Here is a 19,957-nt window from a genome sequence, read left to right as displayed (position 1 = left end):
TCTTTGTGTCATCCGTCACACTCGCTAAGTTGCGGCCCAGCAGTTTCACCCAGAACGGACAGCACCTCGCAGCACCCGCCAAGGCGGTCGGCACGGCGGGGCGGCGGAAAACCCGGATGGAGACCCAATGACCCAGGTTCGGCGTATCGACGGAGAAAGGATCCGTCTGGCGCTCGCGGCAATCCTGTCGAGCCAGACCTTCGCGCGATCCGAGAGATTGCGGACCTTCCTCAAATTCGTCGTCGAGCATGAACAGCTCGGCCTTGCGCATCAGCTGAAGGGCTACACCATCGGCATGGACGTGTTCAGCCGCGACGGCGCACTCGATCCGGGCGTCGACGCTCTGGTGCGGGTACAGGCCGGCAAGCTGCGCCGGCTGCTCAATCTCTATTACGCCGACGAGGGCCGCAACGACCCGGTGCGCATCCGCATACCGCTCGGCGGCTATGTTCCGGTCTACGAATGGGGACCGGATTCACGCCGGACGCTCGACGCCGTCTTTCCTTCTCTTGTCGCGGCCGAGAAGAACGGCGCCGATGCGATCCGCATCGGCCTGGAGGCCGGCGGCAATGCGGGCGCGGCCAGCAGGCCGACGCATGCCCCGGACCGGCACATGCATGCCCTTCCGCAGATCTTCATCGTCGTCACCGCCGGCAGCGACTGGCGAGCGAAGACCTTCGACAATGCGTTGAGGATTTCGGAGGCAAGGCTTTGCGGCTGCAAGCTGGCGCCACAGCAGACCTCCCTCCCGGCGGAAGTGGACGACCTCGATTTCCTGCTGCAACTGGATGCCTCGTCCGGCAGCGGTCCGCTGACCGCCCGCTTGGCGCATCCTGCGACCGGCGATGTCATCACCCGCCAGGCCCGCCCGGCCGGCGATACCGCCGACAGCCGCCGGATTGCCGCCTTCGCCAATCTGTTCGTCGCCGAGACGATGACGCTCTGCGGCGAGGTCTACGCCTTCTGCCGCCGCCATCGGCTCTCCTCCGCGCTGATGGACTGCCTGGAGGCGACCTACCAGTACAAGCTCGAGAACTCGCATGACGCGTATATCGAAGCGATCCGTCACCAGCAGCGCCTCGCCCACCCTCACCGACTGCCGGCCTTCATCACCGAGCTGTCCGACCTTCTTGCTCTGACGATCCGCCGATCCTGACCCTGCGGACCGCGGACTGCGGTTGATTTGCCAAACCCGATCAAGCCGCCTAGTCTAGTTTTTCGCTATCTATTGCAGCCCAGCCTGAAATAGGTTGTGGGAGATCGGCGCGCGGATGCGCTGGCCAGACGGCCGCTTGGGACGGAGCGGAAAATTCGCAGACTTGATGCAACGCTGGACGGGGGAGGTCATGGCGGACGGATCGAAAATTCTGCAGAGCGACAGCAAACGGCCAGACGGCGTGACGGGTGACGCCGAATTCCTGCCCGGCACTCCTCTGCCCCGCGACCTGCCCGCCGAACCGGTCGCCATCGCCGACATGGCGGAATTGTTCGGCGTCACCCACAGGACCCTGCACTTCTACGAGGAAAAGGGTTTGATCAAGGCCCGGCGCATCGGTCTCATGCGGGTCTACAGCCGCGCAGATATAGCCCGCATGGCGCTGATCACCGCCTGCCGCGAAGTCGGCATGCCGGTCGCAGTGATCCAGGATCTCATGGAGACGTTGAAGTCGGCGCGGTCGCACGAGGAAGCCGATAGGCTTTTCGAGGAAGCCCTGCTGGCCCGGAAGCGCGAACTGACCGCCGGCCTTTCCACCATCCATCGGCAATTGCAGCAGCTCAGCTCGCTGCTGTCGCATGACGCTCTGGATGTTCAGGCCGAACGCACCGCGCTGCGCAAGAAGATCCCGCTGAGCGACCTTGAACGCCGCTGCCTCGAGCTGATGGCCGAGGGTTACGCCTCCCTGCGTGTCGCCCGCGCGCTTGCCTTGACCAGCTCGGATGTCGCCGCGCTGGAAGCCACGATCATCACCAAGCTCGAGGCGCACAACCGCTTCCAGGCCGTCGCCAAGGCGGTCTTGCTGGGTATTGTCGCTTCGTAAAGCACTTTTGAATTTGGTCAAAGATGACAGAGATTTAACACGACACCGCGACTGGACGGCATTAGCGATTGGAGGAAAGCAACAAACAGATGGTCCTCCCAATGCCCGCCTTTCTCTCCCGCTATGCCACGCCTTTCACCACCGGCCTCTTCCTCGTCTCGCTCGTCTCCGGTATCGCCCTGTTCTTCCACTTCAGCACCTCCGCTTTCCGCGAGATGCACGAATGGCTGAGCATGGTGCTCATCCTGCCCTTCGTCCTGCACATCTGGAAGAACTGGCGTCCGTTCCTGATGTACCTCAAGCGTCCGCCCATGGCTGTCGCGCTCGGCCTGTCGCTCGCCGCCGGTCTTGCCATGGCCTGGCCGGCCCTGACCGGGGAAACCTCCGTTTCGCCGCAGGTCGCCATGATCGAACTCGTCGCCAATGGTACGCCCGCCCAGGTCGCGCCGCTCTACAATCAGACGGAAGAGGCCTTCATCGCAACCTTGAAGGAAAAGGGCTTCACCGCGGCTGAAGCCGGTAAGTCGCTGGTCGACATCGCCACCGCGTCCGGCAAGGGCGAGCGCGACGTCGTCATGACACTGACCGCCCTGAAGCAGTAACTTGTCCACGGCAGACGCTTACCGGACGATGGTGAGCGTCTCCGCCGCGCGGGTCACCGCCGTATAGAGCCAGCGTTCGCGGGTATCGCGAAACGCCCAGCTCTCGTCGAACAGCACGACGTCGTTCCACTGCGACCCTTGGGCCTTGTGCACGGTCAACGCGTAGCCATAGTCGAATTCGTCATAGCGCTTGCGCGTGGCCCACGGGATCTCCGCATCCACGTCCTCGAAGGCGGCCTTCAAGAGCTTGATCTTGGCCGCGCCGCGATCCATGTCGTCGTCTTCGGGTTTGATCAAGAGGTTGATGCCCGGCTTCACCGTCTCGCGCGACGAGGTCATCACCTGCCACAGCGAGCCGTTGAGCAGCCCCTTCACCTGGTCGTTCCTGAGACATACGAGCTTGTCGCCCGCCTGCGGATAATCGACGGTGAAGCCTTTGAGCTCGCGCAGACGCTTGTTGTAGCGCCGCCGCGTCTTGTTGGTGCCGACCAGCACCTGATCGGCCCCCAGCACCAGATCCTGCGTCACCTCGTTCTTGGAGATGACCTTGGCGGTGCCGTAGTCGCCATACATGATCTCCTTGCCTTCGCGCACATGCATGGCAAGCTGGATGATCGGATTGTCCCGCGCCTGGCGATGGATGTCGGTGAGCAGATAGTCCGGCTCCTGGTCGGTAAAGAAACCGCCGCCGGAGACCGGCGGCAGCTGGCCGGGATCGCCGAGCACCAGGATCGGCGTGCCGAAGCTCATCAGGTCGCGGCCCAGCTGCTCGTCGACCATCGAGCATTCATCGATGACGATCAGCGCGGCCTTGGCGAGCGGGCTCTGCCGGTTGATCGAGAACATCGGCGCGATCGAGGTGCGGCCCGTCTCCTCGTCCTCCACGGCTTCCTCGCCGCGCGGCCGGTAGATCAGCGAATGGATGGTCCGGGCATTAGTCGCGCCGCGCGAGCGCAGCACCTGCGCCGCCTTGCCGGTGAAGGCCGCAAAGAGCACCTCGCCATCGACATTCTCGGCAAAATGCCGGGCAAGCGTGGTCTTGCCCGTACCGGCATAGCCGAACAGGCGAAACACCGGTTGCTTGCCCTCCTTCAGCCATTTGGCAACGGCTTTCAGGGCTTCGTCCTGCTGGGGTGCGAACTGCATGCTTGGTGCTTGGCAGGATTCCCCTGCCTTGGCAAGGCGAAGGCCTGGGCTCAGCCTGACCGTCCAAGGGTTTGCGACGGGGTCTCCCCATAGAGCTCGGCATAGTAGGCGGAAAACCGCCCGAGATGCCAGAATCCCCATTTCATCGCCACGTCGGAAACGCCGTTCCCGGCCCCCCTGGCCGCCAGCAGGTCGCGCCTGGCGCCGTCCAGCCGCTTCTGCCGCAGCCAGGCACCCGGGCCGATCCCCACCGTCTCGACGAAGGCGAACCTCAAGAGTTCGGACGGTACCGCCAGCCGCTTGGCCAGCGCCGTGACCGACATCGGCTCGTTCGGCTGGTCCTCGACGATCTCGCGGGCCCGCCGGTAGAGGGCATAGTCATGCACCGACGGCGTCCGGTCGCTGCTCTCGCGCCGCATGATCGCGGCATAGAGAAAGCTCAGCTTGTCGCAGATGAGCTCCGGCAGGAAGCGGGCAAGATCGTCGCCGGGGCAGCCCGCCTCGGTTGCAAAGGCCGCCATCAGCGTCAGGAACCAGCCCATCACCGCCTCCGCCTCGGGAAGCTTCTGCGCCGTCGTCACCGAACTCTGCGGCGTGGCTAAGTCTCCGAGCTTGGCCGCATCCACCATGGTGATCAGCACGTCGCTTCCCTCGTCCAGCGCAGCATGCACTTCATGCCCGCCCTTGAGCACGGAAACCTCTGAAGAACCAAGAGAAACGGCGTTGACGCGCCAGGCGTTGCGCTGTGCCAGCGAATGCAGGAAGACGAGGCTTCCCTCAGGTGGACAGGTCGCCTCCTCGACCGCGACCTCGACCCGTTCGCGCGAGATCGACACGCCGTCGAACTGCAGCGTCTGCAGGGTGCCCTGGTAGCGGCCCGGCCGCAACTGCGAGTAGCGCTGGCTCCAGCCGGCGAGGCCCCCTTCCTGCTCGGAGGCGTCGGCAAAAACGGCATTAGTTACGCGGAACTCGGACATGGTCGGCGGTCCTTCGGGCGGATAACCGGCCTGATTGAAAGCGCGTGCCGTGAAATAGTCAATCCGAATCTCTGCCCAATATTTGGGCTTAACGATTTCCGAAACTGGATAGCAGGATGCGACAATGCGCCGCTAGCATCGCCACAGATCAACATGGAGACCATGCCGTGGCAACGCTGAGCCGACTAGCCCTGGGCGCCCTGTGCGCCGCCGCAACCCTCCCCGCCTTCGCCCATGCGGAGGAGTTCACGCCCGAAACCGTGACGCTGAAGGAAACCATCGATCCCGGCCCGAATGTCTTCGTCTACCAGCAGGAACTGAAGGGCGCCAGCTCGATCGCCGTGTTCGGCAAGGACGACCTCGCCTTCAAGGGCTTCATGACCGCCGGCGTCATGGGGCAGATGCTGATCGGGGCCGACGGCAAGACCGCCTACGGCCAGTCCAACTACATGAAGCGCCTGACGCACGGCCCCAACGAACAGGTCCTCGAGATCTACGACATCGCCAAGCTCTCGGCGACGCGCGAAGTGATCCTGCCGCCCAAGGCGACCCAGGCGCTCGGCTACGTGCCGATGCTGCAGCAGACGGCGACCGGCAAGTTCCTGCTCGTGCAGAACGCGACGCCGGCCACCTCGGTCACCATCGTCGACCTCGCCGCAGGTGCGGTGACCGAGGAAATCCCGACGCCGGGCTGCTACGGCATCTATCCGTCCGCCCCCGGCGACAAGTTCGCAACCGCCTGCGGCGACGGCACCTTCGTCAGCTTCACGCTCGGCGCGGACGGCAAGATGGCGGAGAAGCTCGCCGGGGAAAAGGCCTTCGACGTCGATGCCGATCCGGTCTTCATCACCGCCGCCCCCTATGACGGCGGCTATGTCTTCGTCACCTATGGCGGCAAGGCGATCGTGCTGAAGGACGCCGACGGCCCCCTGAAGACGGTCGAGACCATCGCCCTCAACGACGGCATCGAAGGCAATTGGGCGCCCGGCGGCTACGAACTGGTTGCCGTCAATGCCAAGACCGGCGTGCTGTTCATCACCATGCATCCCGACGCCAAGGACGGCAGCCACAAGGCCGCCGCGCACGAGATCTGGGCCTATGACCTGAAGGCCAAGAAGCTCCTGTCGCGTTCGCCGGTCGAGCACATCGTCTCGATCGCGGTGAGCCCGGACGACAAGCCCGTCCTGTTCGGCACGACCGAGACCGGCTCGCTGCTGCGCTTCGAAACCGACCCGGCCGCCGGCTACGCGCTGAAGGCCGCCGGCGAAGCCGGGCTCACCGGCTTCCCGCTCGTCGTGCAGGTGGTCGAATGATGGAGCCCCTCGTCCCGCCGCTCGTGGCGGCAACCGCAACGGTCTTCATGGCGCTCATCTTTGCCCGCGCAGCCTTGCACAAGGTGTTCGACTTCACCGCCTTCACCGGCTTCCTCGCCGACTATGAACTGGTGCCCGAAAGCGCCATGCGGCCGGTCGCGATCGTCGTCGCCATTGCCGAGCTGGCGGTCATCCTGACCGCCATCGTCCCGGCGCTGCATTTGGTCAGCGCCTTGCTCGCCGCGGGCCTGCTGCTTGGCTATGGCGCCGCCATGGCGATCAATCTCAGGCGTGGCCGCGACCGCATCGAATGCGGCTGCGGCGGCGCGGTCCAGCCGCTCGCCTGGACGCTGGTCTGGCGCAATGCCGTGCTCGCCGCCCTCGCCCTCGTCGGCGCCGGATCGAGCGCCAGCGGCTTCGGCGTGGCCGAGAGCGCAGCTGTCATCATCGGCGGCCTCACCTTCTTCACGACCTATCTGCTGGCCGACCAGATCCTGGCCAATGCCGCCTTCATCCGCCTGAAACGCTAACGCCCAACCACGGAAAGTACAGTTCGATGAATGTCATGGTTTTTTCTCTGGCCTTGCTCTGGGTGGTCGTCCTCTTCCTGATCGTCGCCCTCTTCGCCCTCTCCCGCCAGATCGGCATCCTGTTCGAGCGCATCACCCCGCTCGGCGCGCTGGTCAACGACAGCGGTCCGAAGGTCGGCGAGCCGACCCCGCTGTTCAAGCTGCCGAGCCTGACCGGCGGCGAGGTCTTCGTCGGTCCGCGTCAAGGCCGCTCCACGCTGATCTTCTTCCTCTCGCCCACCTGCCCGATCTGCAAGAAGCTGCTGCCGATCCTGCGTTCGGTGCGCCAGGCGGAGAAGGAATGGATCGACGTCGTGCTCGCCAGCGACGGCGACGTCGACAGGCACAAGCGCTTCATCCAGACCGCCGATCTCGGCTCCTTCCCTTACGTGAACTCGACCGAGCTCGGCCTTGCCTACCGCGTCTCGCGCCTGCCCTTCGCGGTCCTGCTCGATGAAAAGGGCATCATCCGCTCCAAGGGGCTGATCAACAGCCGCGAACAGCTCGAAAGCCTCTTCAACGCCAAGGAACTCGGCGTCGAGTCCATCCAGGGCTACCTGGACGGTTACGCCACCGCCCGCAGCTGATTTCAGAAAGGAACGAAACCCGTGCTCTCTCTCATCGACAAGTTCACCGACTGGATGGACCGCCTGGCCGAAACCGGCAGCCGCCGCATGGCCCAGTCGAGCGGCCGCCGCTCCTTCCTCGCCCGCTCCGGCGCAGTGCTCGTCGGCGGCGCCCTGCTCCCGGTCCTTCCCTTCGACCGCACCTTCGGCCAGGCGACCGCCTGGGCGGCGGAAGAAGGCGACGCCTCGACCTGCGAATACTGGCGTTACTGCGCGCTGGACGGCAATCTCTGCAATTCCTGCGGCGGCTCGCTCACCCAGTGCCCGCCCGGCTCGGAAATCTCCAAGGTCTCCTGGGTCGGCACCTGCACCAATCCGATGGACGGCAAGGACTACCTCGTCTCCTACAACGACTGCTGTGGCAAGGCGATCTGCGACAACAGCCCCTTCTGCAACACCAACGAGCGCGAGCGCCCCGGCTATCGCATGGGCCTGCACAACGACATCAACTGGTGCATGGCCAACGCCTCGCAGGGTTATCACTGCACCGTCGCCGCCCTGGTGGGTCTCGCCGAATGAGACTGCGTGCCGCAATCCTCCTGCTGGCGGGTCTCGGCGCGCCGGCAGCAGCACTGGCCGAAGACGGAGCCGCACTTTTCGACACCTCCTGCTCGGCGTGTCACCAGTCCGGCGGCATCGGCAATCCCGGCATCGCCCCGCCGCTCAACGACCCGGCGCTGTGGCAGCGCCTCGGCACCAGGGCCCCGGACTATGTCGCGGGCGTCATGATCTCCGGGCTGTCGGGCACCATCACCGCCGGCGGCCAGATGTATGCCGGGCTGATCATGCCGTCCCACGCCGCGATCACCGATGCGGAACTGGCGGCGATCGGCACCTACATTCTCTCGACCGTCAATGCGACCGGCCTTGCGCTGGACGCGGCCCATCTCGAAGCGGCACGCCAGGCCAAGCCCTCGCATGCCGACCTGCGCAAGCTCCGCAAGGGATCAACGGAATGACCAAGCGTCTCGCCCCCATCCTCGCCATCGCCACCCTCGTCTCGGCCTCGCTTGGCGGGTCACCCGCCGCCCGTGCCGAAAGTGCGGGACCGCTCTCGGCACGGGCCAACTACATCCTGCGCTGCACCGGCTGTCATGGCCTGGAAGGCGCGGGCAGCGAGATCGGCGGAATCCCTGATTTTCGCGGCTATGTCGGCGCCTTCTCGCGCACCAAGGACGGCCGCGCCTATCTCATGCATGTGCCCGGCGTGGTGAACTCCAGCCTCACCAATGCCGAGATCGCCGCGGTGATGAACTACGTCATGCAGACCTTCGGCGGACAGTCCCTGCCGGCCGACTACAGGCCCTTCACGGTGGAGGAGATCGACGCCTTGCGCACCCATCCGGTCGAGGACGTCGTCGCTTACCGTCGCGACGTGGTGAAGGCGTTGACGGCCGCCGGTATCGCCACCGCCGGCTATCCCTGGCCGTAATTTCGCGTCGGACGAAAAAACTTCTGATCGGGCGGGAATAAAACCGCCCCTTGCGATGTCTCATGCACAGGCAGGCCCATGACGGTGCCTGCCGCAAACCTCTCCGGAGAAGACATCCATGAGAAACCGCGTTCTCCTCACCATCGCGCTCGCCGCCTTTGCCGGCTCCGCGCTCGCCGCCCCGGTCAAAACCGTGAAGAGCGGCAAGGGTCCGGTTGTGGCCGCCGACAACGGCATGACCCTCTACACCTTCAAGAACGACAAGAAGGGCGTCTCCAACTGCTACGACGACTGCGCCAGGAACTGGCCGCCCTTCATCGCCGCTTCCGGTGCCAAGGCCGAAGGTGCATATTCGCTGGTGACCCGCAAGGACGGCACCATGCAATGGGCCAAGGACGGCAAGCCGCTCTACTTCTGGGTCAAGGACAAGAAGGAAGGCGACGCCACCGGTGATGGCGTGAAAGGTGTCTGGGATGCCGCAAGGCCCTGACGGCGACAACCGGAGGCCGGGGGAAACCTCCCCCGGCTCCGGCCCGTTCGAAAACGACGTGCTCGCGCTGCTGCCGCAGCTCCGGCGCTATTCGCGCAGCCTTGCCCGCTCGCAAGCCGAAGGCGACGACCTCCTGCAGGATTGCGTCGAGAAGGCGCTGACCAACCGGCGCCACTGGCGCGGCGTCAACCTCAAGGCCTGGACCTACGCGATCATGACCAATCTCTATCGCAACCGCTATCGCCGCAACGCGCGCCATCCCGCCGTCAGCATCGACGAGGCGGCCGAACTGCCGATGGCAGAGATCCACAGCGATCCGCTCGAGCGCGACCGGCTGGTGGCGGCCCTCGACAGCCTGCCGGAGGAGAACCGCGCCGTGCTGATGCTGGTCATCGTCGAGGGCTACGGCTATCAGGAGGTGGCCGACATGCTCGATCTGCCGATCGGCACCGTCATGTCCCGCCTGTCGCGCGCCCGCCAGCGCCTGCGCGATCAATTGAACGACAGCAACATCATTTCGTTGCGGAGACCGCGATGACCGACAAAAATACCCCCGTCAGCGAAAACGACCTGCATGCCTATGTCGACGGCTTTCTCGATCCGGATCGGCGGCGTGAGGTCGAGGCCTGGCTGGACGCCAATCCGGACGCCGCCGCGATGGTCGCCGACTGGCAGCAGCAGAACGCAGACATCCGCGGTCTCTTTGCCGGCCGCGCCGAGGCCCGGGCGGAAGATGCCGTCCTTGTTTCCAAGGCGGGAGATCGGGCGGAGCGCGGGTCTGCCCGCAACCTTCGGCCGCTCTGGCAGGTCGCCGCCGCCGTGATGCTCTTCGTCGGCGGCGCGATTGCCGGCCAGTTGGCGCCGCCCTTTTTCACCGGCGAACCGCAACCGGCATTGCAGGCCATCGCCGCCCTGCCCAATCAGTCGCACTCGGCCTTCCTGATCTATGCGAGCGACGTCCGCCATCCGGTCGAGGTCGGCGCCGACGAGCAACAGCATCTCGCCGCCTGGCTCGGCAAGCGGCTCGACACGCCCCTGCGCATCCCCGACCTCACGGCGGTCGGCCTGAAGCTCGTCGGCGGCCGGCTGGTGCCGGTTTCCGGCAAGGCCGGTGCGCTATTGATGTACGAGGACGATGCCGGCGAACGGGTCACGGTTCTGCTCGGTCGCAACGAGGAGAACCGCGAGACCAGCTTCCGCTATGCCAGCGACGCGGGTCTCGAGACCTTCTACTGGATCGACGGCCCGATCGGCTATGCCGTGACCGGCGAGATCTCGCGCGAACGGCTGCAACAGGTGGCCGACGAATGCTACCGGCAGTTCGAGACCTGACGCCGCCGATCGGGCAAAAAGCGTACCCGACCCGGCATCTGCCGTAACCGCCGGCTCACCCGACGACTGCCAGCTCGACCGCCGCCGATGTGCCGCCGCCCTGCGTGCCGGCTGTGACGACGACCGGCAATTTGCCGGCCTTCGCCAGGTCCTCGGAAGACAGGGTCACGACCAGCAGACCGGCGTTCTTGAACACGCAGTCCCTCTTCTTGTCGCCGACCTTGACCGTGGACTTGTCATCGAAGCCGCTGCCGACCACCTTGAGCGTCAGGTCCGGGTCTTGCACCTTCTTTGCCGGAGGATCGAGCTTGTCGATCTTCGGCCGCGCCACCGGCGGCTTCTCGGCCGTGCGGAACACAGCCTTGAAGATCTCTTCCAGCTTGTCGGACGCCTCCTTGGCGAACATGCCGGCCAGGGCGCCGAGTGCGGCAAAGCCGAAGGGATTGGCGGTGTCCATCACCGCACCGCTGTCGCCGAGCGAGGCCGAGAACAGGCCGCCGCGCACGACCATGTAGAGGAACAGCGCCAGCCCCATGCCGATCGGCACCTTCATCAGATACCACCAGGTCCAGTTCGGCTCGTAGCGGCCGAGACCGTGGAAATTGGCGTAAGTGCGCGCAGCGGAGACCGCACTGCCGAGCGCACCCGAAACGAGCACGATCATCAGCAACCGAACCTCCACCTGATCGGTAAAGTTCCACAGGGACCGCAGTTCGGGCGCGGTCTTGCCTTGCGGCGTAAAGGGGCTCGGCCAGATTGCCACCAAAAGGCATGTGAGGAGAACCGGCAGGATCAGCAGGTAGACGCCAAGCGACCGTTCGAGTTTCCACTCGGCTCTCAGCCGTGCTTCCTTGCGCCGTCTGCTCTCTCTGGCTCGCTCGGCCCTGCCCGTCGAATTCGTCGTTTCCGCAGCCATCCTGCACCCCCGGCTAGCATTGCCCGCATCCGCCTGGACGATACTCCAAGCGAGTACAAATGCAACCGTGCCGCGAATGCGTGCCTCAGGAGCAACGCAGCGGATCGTTGGCGAGCAGGATCGGGCTGCCATGCGGCGTGGCCTCGGCCGCACGCTTCCAGCTTTCCTGCAGCGACAGCACCGTCTCCGGGTCAGCGAGCCCCTTGGCGCCAAGCAGCGTCGTCAAGGCCGCGACCCACCCGTCGAAATAGTCGGAACCGTCCTCGGCGCGCTCGGGCCTGTGCAATTCCGCCGACAATGTCTCGGCCCATTCGGCCCAGCTGAAAAGGCCCCGCTCGTGCAGGTGCACGGTCATGGCGAAGGCCTGCGCATGCCACGGCTCGGCAAAAACCGGATCGCCCTCCGCCGACTTAGGCAGGCCGGGCGACTGGCTCAATGCGGAGGGGATCTCACATGCGCTCAAGATAGCTCTCCCATGCGTCGATCGAAACGCTCAGCGTCGGATCGCAGCCGTCCCCCCAGATCTCGGCGGCATCGAACACCACGGTATAGACCCATTGCGGGTTCTCGCCTTGTCCATGGGCATTGTCGTCGGGGAAGACGAAACTGCCCTGCACCGCCTCGATCATGCCGACCTTGTCGCGTGCATAACGCGGCAGGCGCGTGTGGGTCTCCGGATGGAAGTTGCGGGTCCTGACCCGGTCGCCGGCGGCAAACTTCGGCTCGACATGCAGCGGCCGGTCGCACGGGCCTCCGCGGGCGAGCACACCGGCCACCATCTCGGCCTTCAGGATGCGCATCGGCACGGCACCCTGCGTCACGCTTCGCCCCGAACGAAGCTCGTCGCGCGTGGCAAATCCGTGCCGCTCCAGCAGCGCCTCCAGCGCCCGGATCCAGATCTCGTAATAGCTCGCCGAGAGGTATTCGGCGGGCGGAATGCTTTCGCGCGCGTGCCGGCTCTCGTCGATGTTCCATGCCCCGAAGGCGCCGCAGGAGAGCGTCAGGCCGAGCGCACGCTTTTCCCACTCGGCGTGGAAGACCGGTTCGTCCTTTTCCGGCGCGACCGGGCCGAAGCCCATCTGCCCGCCGAGATCGTGCGGCCCGTTCAAGATGCTGCTCCCGGCGAAAGCGCAAGCCCCGTGCCGATCATCGAATCGCGGGTGACGAGGCCGGCCAGCGCCGCCTCGTCCAGGCCCTCCGTACCGGCGGGGCGCTCCGGCACCACGAGGTAGCGCAGTTCCGCTGTCGAATCCCAGACGCGGATCTGCGTTTCCGGGTTCAGCGTCACGCCGAAATCGGCCAGCACGGCGCGCGGATTGATGACGGCGCGCGAGCGGTAGGCCGGCGCCTTGTACCAGACCGGCGGCAGCCCGAGCACCGCCCACGGGTAACAGGAACAGAGCGTGCAGACGACCATGTTGTGGGTGCCCGGCGTGTTGAACACGGCCCGCATGTGCTCGCCCTGGCGGCCGGTATAGCCGAGGCTGGCGATCGCCGCGGTCGCATCGGCGCGCAGCCATTCGGCATAGTCCGGATTGGCCCAGGCTTTCGCCACCACGCGCGCCCCGTTGCGCGGCCCGACCCTGGTCTCGTAGGTCTCGACGATGGCGTCGATCGCCGCCGGATCGATCAGCCCCTTTTCGGTGAGCAGGGTTTCCAGCGCACGCACCCGCGCCTGCATGTCGCCATAGTGGTTGTCGTGGTGATGGTGCCCATGGCCGTGGTCATGCCCGTGGTCATGGTCGTGATGATCGTGGCTGTGGTCGGACAAATCGCTCTTCCCCCCCTGGAAGAACCCAGTCTTAAGCACCCCCGCACGGTTGGCAAGAGCCCGGCGAACCCTACCGCAGCATCGGCCAGAGGCTGGCGACGAGAAGCACGGCCATGGTGATGTTGAACCATTTGAGCCGCACCGGCACGGAGAGCCATTCACGCAGCACCGAGCCGAAACCCGCCCAGGTCGAGACGCTCGGCAGGTTGACCGCGGCAAACACCAGTCCGATGACGACCACGCTCCACACATAGCTGTTCGGATCGACATAGACGGCCATGGCGGTCACGGCCATCACCCAGGCCTTGGGATTGACCCACTGGAAGGCGGCGGCACCCAAAAAAGTCATCGGCCGGGCCGAGGCCTTGCCTTCGCCGAGCGTGCGCGAGGAGCCGATCTTCCAGGCGATGTAGACGAGGTAGATCCCGCCGGCGATCTTGAGCCCCGTATAGAGGAGCGGCACGGTTACCAGCAGCGCGCCGAGCCCCAGGCCCACGCCGATCAGAAGCGACAGAAACCCGACACCGATGCCCAGCATGTGCGGAATCGTGCGACGGAAGCCGAAATTCACCCCGGAGGCGAACAGCATCATGTTGTTCGGCCCCGGTGTGATCGAGGTGGCGAAGGCAAAGGTCACAAGGGCGGTCAGCGTCGCCGTATCCAAGGCAGGTCTCCCGAAGAATTTGCCGCACGATAGTGGGGCCAAGCCTGCCCCGCCACCGCAGATTTGTCACCATGGCAATCCGCCATGGATTGAAACCGCCCGACGCTGGACTAAGCTGGAGGACCCGCCAAGCGATGAGGAGTCCCGATGCACGATCCGATCCCGACCGTCACCCTGCCCTCCGGCATCGACATTCCGGCGCTCGGCCTCGGCACCTGGCAGATGGGCGAGGTGAAGGCCCGGGCCAATGACGAGATTGACGGCCTCAGGCTCGGCCTCGATCTCGGCATGACGCTGATCGACACGGCGGAAATGTATGGCGAGGGCGGCGCCGAACGCATCGTCGGCAAGGCGCTCGAAGACCGGCGCGACGAGGTCTTCCTGGTGAGCAAGGTCTATCCGTGGAACGCCAGCCGGACCGGCACCATCGCCGCCTGCGAGGCGAGTCTGCAAAGGCTCGGCACCGACCGCCTCGACCTCTATCTCCTGCACTGGCGCGGGGAGCATCCGCTCGCAGACACCGTCGCCGCCTTCGAGCAACTGAAGGCCGCCGGCAAGATCGGCGCCTGGGGCGTCTCCAACTTCGACACCGCCGACATGGAGGAACTGCTGACCGTGCCGCAAGGCGAGAATTGCGCCGTCAACCAGGTGCTCTACAATCTGTCGCGCCGCGGCATCGAATACGATCTCCTGCCCTGGTGCCAGAGCCGCGGCATTCCGGTCATGGCCTATTCGCCGATCGAGCAGGGTCGCCTCGTTCACCATCCCGAACTGATCCGCATCGCCAAGGCCTACCAGGCCACGCCCGCCCAGGTCGCGCTTGCCTTCATTTTGGAACGCGAGAGCGTGGTCGCCATCCCGAAGAGTTCCAACCTCCGGCGCGTGCGCGAAAACCGCGACGCCGTCGACCTCGACATTTCCGACGAGGACTGGGCCGCCCTCGACGCCGCCTTCCCGCCCCCGGCGCGCAAGACGGCGCTCGACATGCTGTGAAAGCGAAGGCACCTCGATCTGCCGCCAGGAAAGACAAGCATGACCATTCTCGTCCTCGGCGCCTCCGGTTTCATCGGCCAGGTGGTCTGCCAAACCTTGAGCGATGAAGGCTACGCCGTCACCGGCCTCGGGCGCGATATCGCCAGGGCAAGTGCCCGCCTGCCCGCGATCACATGGATGGCCTGCGACCTCGCGCAGCTTCGCCGCGCAGGCGATTGGCAATCCTTGCTGGAGGGTGCAACGGCCGTGGTCAATTGCGCCGGCGCACTGCAGGACGGCCTTCGTGATGATCTGGCCGCCGTTCAGCGCGACGCCATGCTGGCGCTGCAGGCCGCCTGCACCGAGCGAGCCGTGCCGCCGATGATCATACAGATCTCGGCGCCGGAGAATCTGGCCGCTCCCGGCACCCGGTTCATTGCCACCAAGCTGGAGGCCGATGCCGCCCTGTCCCGGTCGGGCTTGGCCCATGTGATCCTGCGCCCGACCGTGGTCGTCGGCCGCAATGCCTATGGCGGAACGGCGCTTCTGAGGGCGATTGCCTCGATGCCCCTCGTGCTCCCGCTTGTCGATCCGCACAGTCCGCTGAATGCGGTGCATGTAACCGATGTCGCCCGTGCCGTGGCGGACGCGATCGCCGGCCGCATCCCGAGCGGCAGCGATCTGATCGTTGCCGGCCGGCCGACGCGCAGCCTGGAGGAAATGGCACGTTTCTATCGCGCCTGGCTCGGCCTGAAGCCCGCACCGGTGCTGCGCCTGCCCGCGCTCGCCGCGCGCCCGCTCACCCTCCTCGCCGATCTCGCCGGCCGTCTCGGCTGGCGCTCTCCGCTGCGCTCGACCGCCATACGCATCAGCGGTTTCGGCGTCGCACCGGCGGCGGACCGGGAGACGCTGTGGACGCCCGATCCCCTGATCCGCCTGCGTGGTGAACCAGCCGCAGCCCAGGACCTCTGGTTCTCGCGGCTTTTTCTTCTGAAACCGGTCGTCATCCTCACCCTTTCGCTGTTCTGGATCACGTCCGGCAGTATCCCGCTCCTTGCCCTGACGCGGACGGCCGGCCTGTTTGGCACCGGTCTTTCGACGGACATCGCCCTCGCCGTCACCCTTGCCACCTCGATGCTCGACATCGCCCTCGGGCTCGCCGTCCTCATGCATCCCTTCGCCCGGCGCGCACTTCTTGCCATGCTCGCGGTCTCGTTCGCCTATCTTCTTGGCGGCACGATCATCCAGCCCGCGCTCTGGCTCGATCCGCTGGGCCCGCTGGTCAAGATCTTTCCGTCGATCGCGCTGACGCTCTGCGCACTAGCCACCCTGGAGGAGCGCTGACATGCTGGAGGACCTGCTGCGCCTTGCGCACGTCGTCGGCGCGACCGTGCTGTTCGGCACCGGCGCCGGTATCGCCTTCTTCATGCTCATGGCCAACCGGACCCGCGATGCCCGGCTGATCGCCCATGTCTCAGCCACGGTGGTGATCGCCGACACGCTCTTCACCGCGACGGCCGCAATTCTCCAGCCGATCACCGGCGCCTGGCTCGCCCATCTGATCGGCTGGCCGCTGGCAACGGAGTGGATCGCCTTCTCGCTCGGCCTCTATGTCGTGGTCGGCTTGTTCTGGCTGCCCGTCGTCTGGATCCAGATACAGTTGCGCGACATGGCCCGGGTCGCGGCGGCGCGAGATGAGCCCCTGCCGGAGCGCTATCACCGCCTCTACCGTGTCTGGTTCGCCTTCGGCTTTCCCGCATTTCTCTCGATGATCGGCATCCTCTATCTGATGTTGATCAGGCCCGATCCGGTGCTCTAAACCGTTGACAGAAATGATCGTTCTTGGCACTAGGCACTGCCCTGCCTGCCGGACGCGAAAGGCGGCAATTAGGGAAATAGCTAATTAGGAACTTGCGCGCACGCCGGGCCGCCAAAGAAACGAGGATCCTGACCCGTGAAGAAAAGCCGTTCAGCGAAGACCGCACGGATCGACATGGCGCGGACGACACAGCAGGTTTTCCAGGCGCTGGCCGCCGCGCCGCGCCGCGCGATCCTCCAACATCTCGCGGCCTCGGGCCTGACCGCCGGCGAGATCGCCTCGCGCTTCGACATGGCAAAACCCTCCGTCTCGCAGCACCTCACCATCCTCGAAACCGCCGGCCTGATCAGCCGCGAAAAGCGCGGCCAGTTCGTCCACTATGCCCTGGTGCGCGATACGGTGGACAAGGTCCTGTCCGGTTTCCTCGAGGAGATTGGTGCGGCCGGATCGGAGGCACTGCCGGCGGCGAGGACCAAGCCCGCCAACTCAGACAAGACGCCCGCCCGCAAGACGGCAGCCGTCGAAACGGCAGATGCCGATGGTGAGGCAGCCAACGTGCAAGCCCAGCCGGCACCGGCGCAGATGTCGATGTTCTAGCCGACGGGATCGCTAGCGGCATTCGCTCCTGTATTGACACACAAACGACAACGGGCGCCCAAGGCGCCCGTTGTCGTCTCGTTCGATCCCTGCGGCCGATCACATGCCCTGCGGGCCGCGGTTCATCGCCGCGATCCCGGTGCGGCAGATCTCGTTCAGGCCGAGCGGCTTCATGATCGCCACGAACTGGTCGATCTTCGACGACTTGCCGGTGATCTCGAAGATGAAGTGCTCGACGGTCGCGTCGATGACCTTGGCCTGGAAGGCGTCGGCCAGGCGCAGCGTCTCGGCGCGGGTCTCGCCCGTGCCGGCCACCTTGACCAGCGCCACCTCGCGCTCGACCGGCCGTTCCTGGCCGAGGTCGCGGGCGCGCACCGTCAGATCCACCACGCGGTGAACCGGAATGATCCGCTCGAGCTGCGCCTTGATCTGCTCGAGCACGCTAGGTGTGCCGCGCGTCACCACCGTGATGCGCGACAGATGCGCCTCGTGCTCGGTCTCCGAGACGGTGAGGCTTTCGATGTTGTAGCCGCGGCCGGAGAACAGGCCGATCACCCGGGCGAGCACGCCCGGCTCGTTGTCGACCAAGATCGACAGCGTATGGCTTTCGGCGGCGGCGGTTTCCTTGGCGATGAAATAGGCCGAACCGGTTGGCTGCTGATGTGCGTTCATGTCTCTGTTCCTATTTCAATCGTCAAACCAGCTGGCGGCCCTTGGCGTCGATGGCGTTGGCCACCGCTTCGTCGGTCGCCTCGTCGGGCAGCAGCATTTCATTGTGCGCCTTGCCCGACGGGATCATCGGGAAGCAGTTGGCCAGGTTGGCGACGCGGCAGTCGAAGATCACCGGCTTCTTGACGTTGATCATTTCGAGGATGGCGTCGTCGAGATCTTCCGGCTTCTCGCAGCGCAGGCCGACCGCGCCATAGGCATCCGCCAGCTTGACGAAGTCCGGCAGAGCCTCGGTATAGGAGTGCGACAGGCGGTTGCCGTGCAGCAGCTGCTGCCACTGGCGCACCATGCCCATGTACTGGTTGTTGAGGATGAAGATCTTGACCGGCGCCTCGTACTGCACGGCGCAGGACATTTCCTGGATGCACATCTGGATCGAGGCGTCGCCGGCAATGTCGATGACCAGGCTTTCCGGATGGGCGATCTGCACGCCGATCGCCGCCGGGAAGCCGTAGCCCATGGTGCCGAGACCGCCTGAGGTCATCCAGCGGTTCGGCTGTTCGAAGCCGAAATACTGCGCCGCCCACATCTGGTGCTGGCCGACTTCCGTGGTGATGTAGGTGTCGCGGTCCCTCGTCAGCGCCGACAGCCGCTCGATGGCGTATTGCGGCATGATGACGTCCTTCGACGGCGTGTAGGCGAAGGAATTGCGCGCCCGCCACTTCTCGACGCTCACCTTCCACTCGGCCGTCTGGGCAGCGTCCGGCTTCTTCGGCAGCGCCCGCCACAGGCGGACCATGTCTTCCAGCACATGGCCGACATCGCCGGTGATCGGCACGTCGACCCGGACGTTCTTGTGGATCGACGACGGATCGATGTCGATGTGGATCTTCTTCGAATTCGGCGAGAACGCGTTGAGCCGGCCGGTGATGCGGTCGTCGAAACGCGCGCCGATGCAGACCATGACGTCGCAGTCATGCATCGCCATGTTGGCCTCGTAGGAACCGTGCATGCCGAGCATGCCGAGCCAGTTCTTGCCGGATGCCGGATAGGAGCCGAGGCCCATCAGGGTCGAGGTGATCGGGAAGTCGGTGAGTTCGACCAGTTCGCGCAGGAGCTTGGAGGCTTCCGGCCCGGAATTGACGACCCCGCCGCCCGAATAGATGATCGGCCGGCGCGCATTGGCCATCAGCTCGACGGCGGCGCGGATGGCGTTGATGTCGCCCTGCACCTTCGGCTGGTAGCTCTTCTGGATGATATGGTTGGACGGCGGCGTATAGGTGCCGGTGGCGAACTGCACGTCCTTCGGCACGTCGACGAGGACCGGGCCCGGACGGCCGGACTGAGCGATGCGGAAGGCCTCGTGGATGATGCGGGCGAGATCGTTGACGTCCTTGACCAGCCAGTTGTGCTTGGTGCACGGCCGGGTAATCCCGACGGTGTCGCATTCCTGGAAAGCGTCGGAGCCGATCAGCGAGGTCGGGACCTGGCCGGAGATGCAGACGAGCGGAACGCTGTCCATCAGCGCGTCCTGCAGCGGCGTCACCGCATTGGTGGCACCCGGGCCGGAGGTCACCAGCATGACGCCAACCTTGCCGGTGGAACGGGCATAGCCTTCGGCCGCGTGGCCCGCGCCCTGCTCGTGGCGCACCAGGATGTGCTGGATGTCGTCCTGCTGGAAGATCTCGTCATAGATCGGCAACACGGCGCCGCCCGGATAGCCGAAGATGTGCTCGACCCCGTTGTCCTTGAGCGCCTGGAGGACGATCTCGGCGCCCGTCATCTGATTGTCTTTGCCCGTCATGCCTCTTCCCGTCTCACTCTGTCTTGCTGGATTGTCTTCAAGGGGGTGCTACCCCGGTTTTGGCCATAAAAAAAGGCCCCTTTGAGGAGCCTGTCTTCTAGCGCATGGGTGGCTGTCGCCGGATGGTCACACCACCCTGCCCATGCGCTTTCCCACCACAATAAGGATCTGCGAATTGTTCATGGGAAGAAGTGATAGACAGAAATATGGCAGGCGTCA

At 65.3% G+C, this 19,957-nt stretch carries 25 protein-coding genes; 16 read left to right on the top strand and 9 right to left on the bottom strand.

Features of this window, described 5'->3' with window-relative positions; all coding sequences use genetic code 11:
• Positions 1 to 127: 127 nt before the first annotated feature.
• From AC07Y0_RS05995 to AC07Y0_RS05985, 3 genes are all read left to right on the top strand, one after another.
• Positions 128 to 1,156 (top strand): hypothetical protein, encoded by a 1,029-nt coding sequence (locus AC07Y0_RS05995; protein WP_498675465.1) that lies wholly within the window; start codon positions 128 to 130, stop codon positions 1,154 to 1,156.
• Positions 1,157 to 1,346: 190 nt separating this feature from the next.
• Positions 1,347 to 2,039 (top strand): MerR family transcriptional regulator, encoded by a 693-nt coding sequence (locus AC07Y0_RS05990; RefSeq protein WP_498675463.1) that lies wholly within the window; start codon positions 1,347 to 1,349, stop codon positions 2,037 to 2,039.
• 89 nt (positions 2,040 to 2,128) lie between these two features.
• Positions 2,129 to 2,641 (top strand): DUF4405 domain-containing protein, encoded by a 513-nt coding sequence (locus AC07Y0_RS05985; protein WP_498675461.1) that lies wholly within the window; start codon positions 2,129 to 2,131, stop codon positions 2,639 to 2,641.
• A gap of 18 nt (positions 2,642 to 2,659) precedes the next feature.
• Here the strand turns inward: AC07Y0_RS05985 and AC07Y0_RS05980 are convergent, their stop codons facing one another.
• Together AC07Y0_RS05980 and AC07Y0_RS05975 are read right to left on the bottom strand one after the other, a co-directional pair.
• Positions 2,660 to 3,787, bottom strand: coding sequence for an ATP-dependent DNA helicase (locus AC07Y0_RS05980; protein ID WP_028735485.1), 1,128 nt, complete (start codon positions 3,785 to 3,787; stop codon positions 2,660 to 2,662).
• Between the two features lie 50 nt (positions 3,788 to 3,837).
• Positions 3,838 to 4,764 carry a helix-turn-helix domain-containing protein gene (locus tag AC07Y0_RS05975; protein ID WP_498675459.1) on the bottom strand — a complete coding sequence of 309 codons (927 nt, stop codon included), beginning with the start codon at positions 4,762 to 4,764 and terminating at the stop codon, positions 3,838 to 3,840.
• A gap of 167 nt (positions 4,765 to 4,931) precedes the next feature.
• Here AC07Y0_RS05975 and AC07Y0_RS05970 point away from each other — a divergent pair, with 167 nt between their 5' ends.
• The 9 genes from AC07Y0_RS05970 to AC07Y0_RS05930 all read left to right on the top strand — a co-directional run bounded on the left by AC07Y0_RS05970 (position 4,932) and on the right by AC07Y0_RS05930 (position 10,526).
• The gene (locus tag AC07Y0_RS05970; protein ID WP_498675457.1) at positions 4,932 to 6,077 is read left to right on the top strand and encodes an amine dehydrogenase large subunit; all 1,146 of its coding nucleotides are present in this window, start codon (positions 4,932 to 4,934) and stop codon (positions 6,075 to 6,077) included.
• A complete protein-coding gene (locus AC07Y0_RS05965; protein ID WP_498675456.1) occupies positions 6,074 to 6,607 on the top strand; it encodes a MauE/DoxX family redox-associated membrane protein in 534 nt (177 codons plus the stop codon). Before AC07Y0_RS05970 ends, AC07Y0_RS05965 begins: the two co-directional genes overlap by 4 nt.
• Positions 6,608 to 6,633: 26 nt before the next feature.
• A complete protein-coding gene (mauD, locus tag AC07Y0_RS05960; protein WP_498675454.1) occupies positions 6,634 to 7,233 on the top strand; it encodes a methylamine dehydrogenase accessory protein MauD in 600 nt (199 codons plus the stop codon).
• Between the two features lie 21 nt (positions 7,234 to 7,254).
• Complete coding sequence (locus AC07Y0_RS05955; RefSeq protein ID WP_498675452.1) at positions 7,255 to 7,791, top strand: methylamine dehydrogenase light chain; 537 nt, start codon at positions 7,255 to 7,257, stop codon at positions 7,789 to 7,791.
• Complete coding sequence (locus AC07Y0_RS05950) at positions 7,788 to 8,231, top strand: c-type cytochrome (RefSeq protein ID WP_498675450.1); 444 nt, start codon at positions 7,788 to 7,790, stop codon at positions 8,229 to 8,231. The genes AC07Y0_RS05955 and AC07Y0_RS05950 overlap by 4 nt, the downstream gene beginning before the upstream one ends.
• Positions 8,228 to 8,704 (top strand): c-type cytochrome, encoded by a 477-nt coding sequence (locus tag AC07Y0_RS05945; protein WP_498675448.1) that lies wholly within the window; start codon positions 8,228 to 8,230, stop codon positions 8,702 to 8,704. The genes AC07Y0_RS05950 and AC07Y0_RS05945 overlap by 4 nt, the downstream gene beginning before the upstream one ends.
• Before the next feature lie 118 nt (positions 8,705 to 8,822).
• Positions 8,823 to 9,194 (top strand): COG4315 family predicted lipoprotein, encoded by a 372-nt coding sequence (locus tag AC07Y0_RS05940; protein ID WP_498675446.1) that lies wholly within the window; start codon positions 8,823 to 8,825, stop codon positions 9,192 to 9,194.
• Positions 9,178 to 9,732: a sigma-70 family RNA polymerase sigma factor gene (locus tag AC07Y0_RS05935; RefSeq protein WP_498675442.1), complete on the top strand. Its 555-nt coding sequence runs from the start codon at positions 9,178 to 9,180 to the stop codon at positions 9,730 to 9,732. The genes AC07Y0_RS05940 and AC07Y0_RS05935 overlap by 17 nt, the downstream gene beginning before the upstream one ends.
• On the top strand, positions 9,729 to 10,526 hold the full coding sequence (locus AC07Y0_RS05930; RefSeq protein WP_498675440.1) for an anti-sigma factor family protein: 798 nt from the start codon (positions 9,729 to 9,731) through the stop codon (positions 10,524 to 10,526). Before AC07Y0_RS05935 ends, AC07Y0_RS05930 begins: the two co-directional genes overlap by 4 nt.
• 55 nt (positions 10,527 to 10,581) lie before the next feature.
• Here the strand turns inward: AC07Y0_RS05930 and AC07Y0_RS05925 are convergent, their stop codons facing one another.
• The 5 genes from AC07Y0_RS05925 to AC07Y0_RS05905 form a co-directional block, all read right to left on the bottom strand.
• The gene (locus tag AC07Y0_RS05925; RefSeq protein WP_498675438.1) at positions 10,582 to 11,442 is read right to left on the bottom strand and encodes a choice-of-anchor Z repeating domain-containing protein; all 861 of its coding nucleotides are present in this window, start codon (positions 11,440 to 11,442) and stop codon (positions 10,582 to 10,584) included.
• A gap of 85 nt (positions 11,443 to 11,527) precedes the next feature.
• Positions 11,528 to 11,905 (bottom strand): nitrile hydratase accessory protein, encoded by a 378-nt coding sequence (locus AC07Y0_RS05920; protein WP_498675436.1) that lies wholly within the window; start codon positions 11,903 to 11,905, stop codon positions 11,528 to 11,530.
• Positions 11,892 to 12,551, bottom strand: coding sequence for a nitrile hydratase subunit beta (gene nthB, locus AC07Y0_RS05915; protein ID WP_498675435.1), 660 nt, complete (start codon positions 12,549 to 12,551; stop codon positions 11,892 to 11,894). Before nthB ends, AC07Y0_RS05920 begins: the two co-directional genes overlap by 14 nt.
• Complete coding sequence (nthA, locus tag AC07Y0_RS05910; protein WP_498675434.1) at positions 12,548 to 13,213, bottom strand: nitrile hydratase subunit alpha; 666 nt, start codon at positions 13,211 to 13,213, stop codon at positions 12,548 to 12,550. Before nthA ends, nthB begins: the two co-directional genes overlap by 4 nt.
• 70 nt (positions 13,214 to 13,283) lie before the next feature.
• Positions 13,284 to 13,877: a LysE family translocator gene (locus tag AC07Y0_RS05905; RefSeq protein ID WP_498675432.1), complete on the bottom strand. Its 594-nt coding sequence runs from the start codon at positions 13,875 to 13,877 to the stop codon at positions 13,284 to 13,286.
• Positions 13,878 to 14,024: 147 nt separating this feature from the next.
• Between AC07Y0_RS05905 and AC07Y0_RS05900 the strand changes: the two genes are divergently transcribed.
• From AC07Y0_RS05900 to AC07Y0_RS05885, 4 genes are all read left to right on the top strand, one after another.
• Positions 14,025 to 14,870: an aldo/keto reductase gene (locus tag AC07Y0_RS05900; RefSeq protein WP_498675431.1), complete on the top strand. Its 846-nt coding sequence runs from the start codon at positions 14,025 to 14,027 to the stop codon at positions 14,868 to 14,870.
• A gap of 39 nt (positions 14,871 to 14,909) precedes the next feature.
• The gene (locus AC07Y0_RS05895; protein WP_498675430.1) at positions 14,910 to 16,193 is read left to right on the top strand and encodes an SDR family oxidoreductase; all 1,284 of its coding nucleotides are present in this window, start codon (positions 14,910 to 14,912) and stop codon (positions 16,191 to 16,193) included.
• 1 nt (position 16,194) lies between these two features.
• Positions 16,195 to 16,668 carry a DUF2269 family protein gene (locus tag AC07Y0_RS05890; protein ID WP_498675428.1) on the top strand — a complete coding sequence of 158 codons (474 nt, stop codon included), beginning with the start codon at positions 16,195 to 16,197 and terminating at the stop codon, positions 16,666 to 16,668.
• A gap of 135 nt (positions 16,669 to 16,803) precedes the next feature.
• A complete protein-coding gene (locus AC07Y0_RS05885) occupies positions 16,804 to 17,265 on the top strand; it encodes a metalloregulator ArsR/SmtB family transcription factor (protein ID WP_498675427.1) in 462 nt (153 codons plus the stop codon).
• Between the two features lie 99 nt (positions 17,266 to 17,364).
• Here the strand turns inward: AC07Y0_RS05885 and ilvN are convergent, their stop codons facing one another.
• Entirely contained in the window at positions 17,365 to 17,937 is a 573-nt protein-coding gene (ilvN, locus tag AC07Y0_RS05880) for an acetolactate synthase small subunit (RefSeq protein WP_498675426.1), read from the bottom strand.
• A gap of 22 nt (positions 17,938 to 17,959) precedes the next feature.
• The gene (locus tag AC07Y0_RS05875) at positions 17,960 to 19,738 is read right to left on the bottom strand and encodes an acetolactate synthase 3 large subunit (protein WP_498675424.1); all 1,779 of its coding nucleotides are present in this window, start codon (positions 19,736 to 19,738) and stop codon (positions 17,960 to 17,962) included.
• Between the last annotated feature and the right edge of the window lie 219 nt (positions 19,739 to 19,957).

The sequence above is a fragment of the Allorhizobium sp. GW101-3B10 genome (assembly GCF_059424725.1).
The sequence above is the reverse complement of the archived record's forward strand: the minus strand, read 5'-3'. Positions and strand labels throughout refer to the sequence as shown.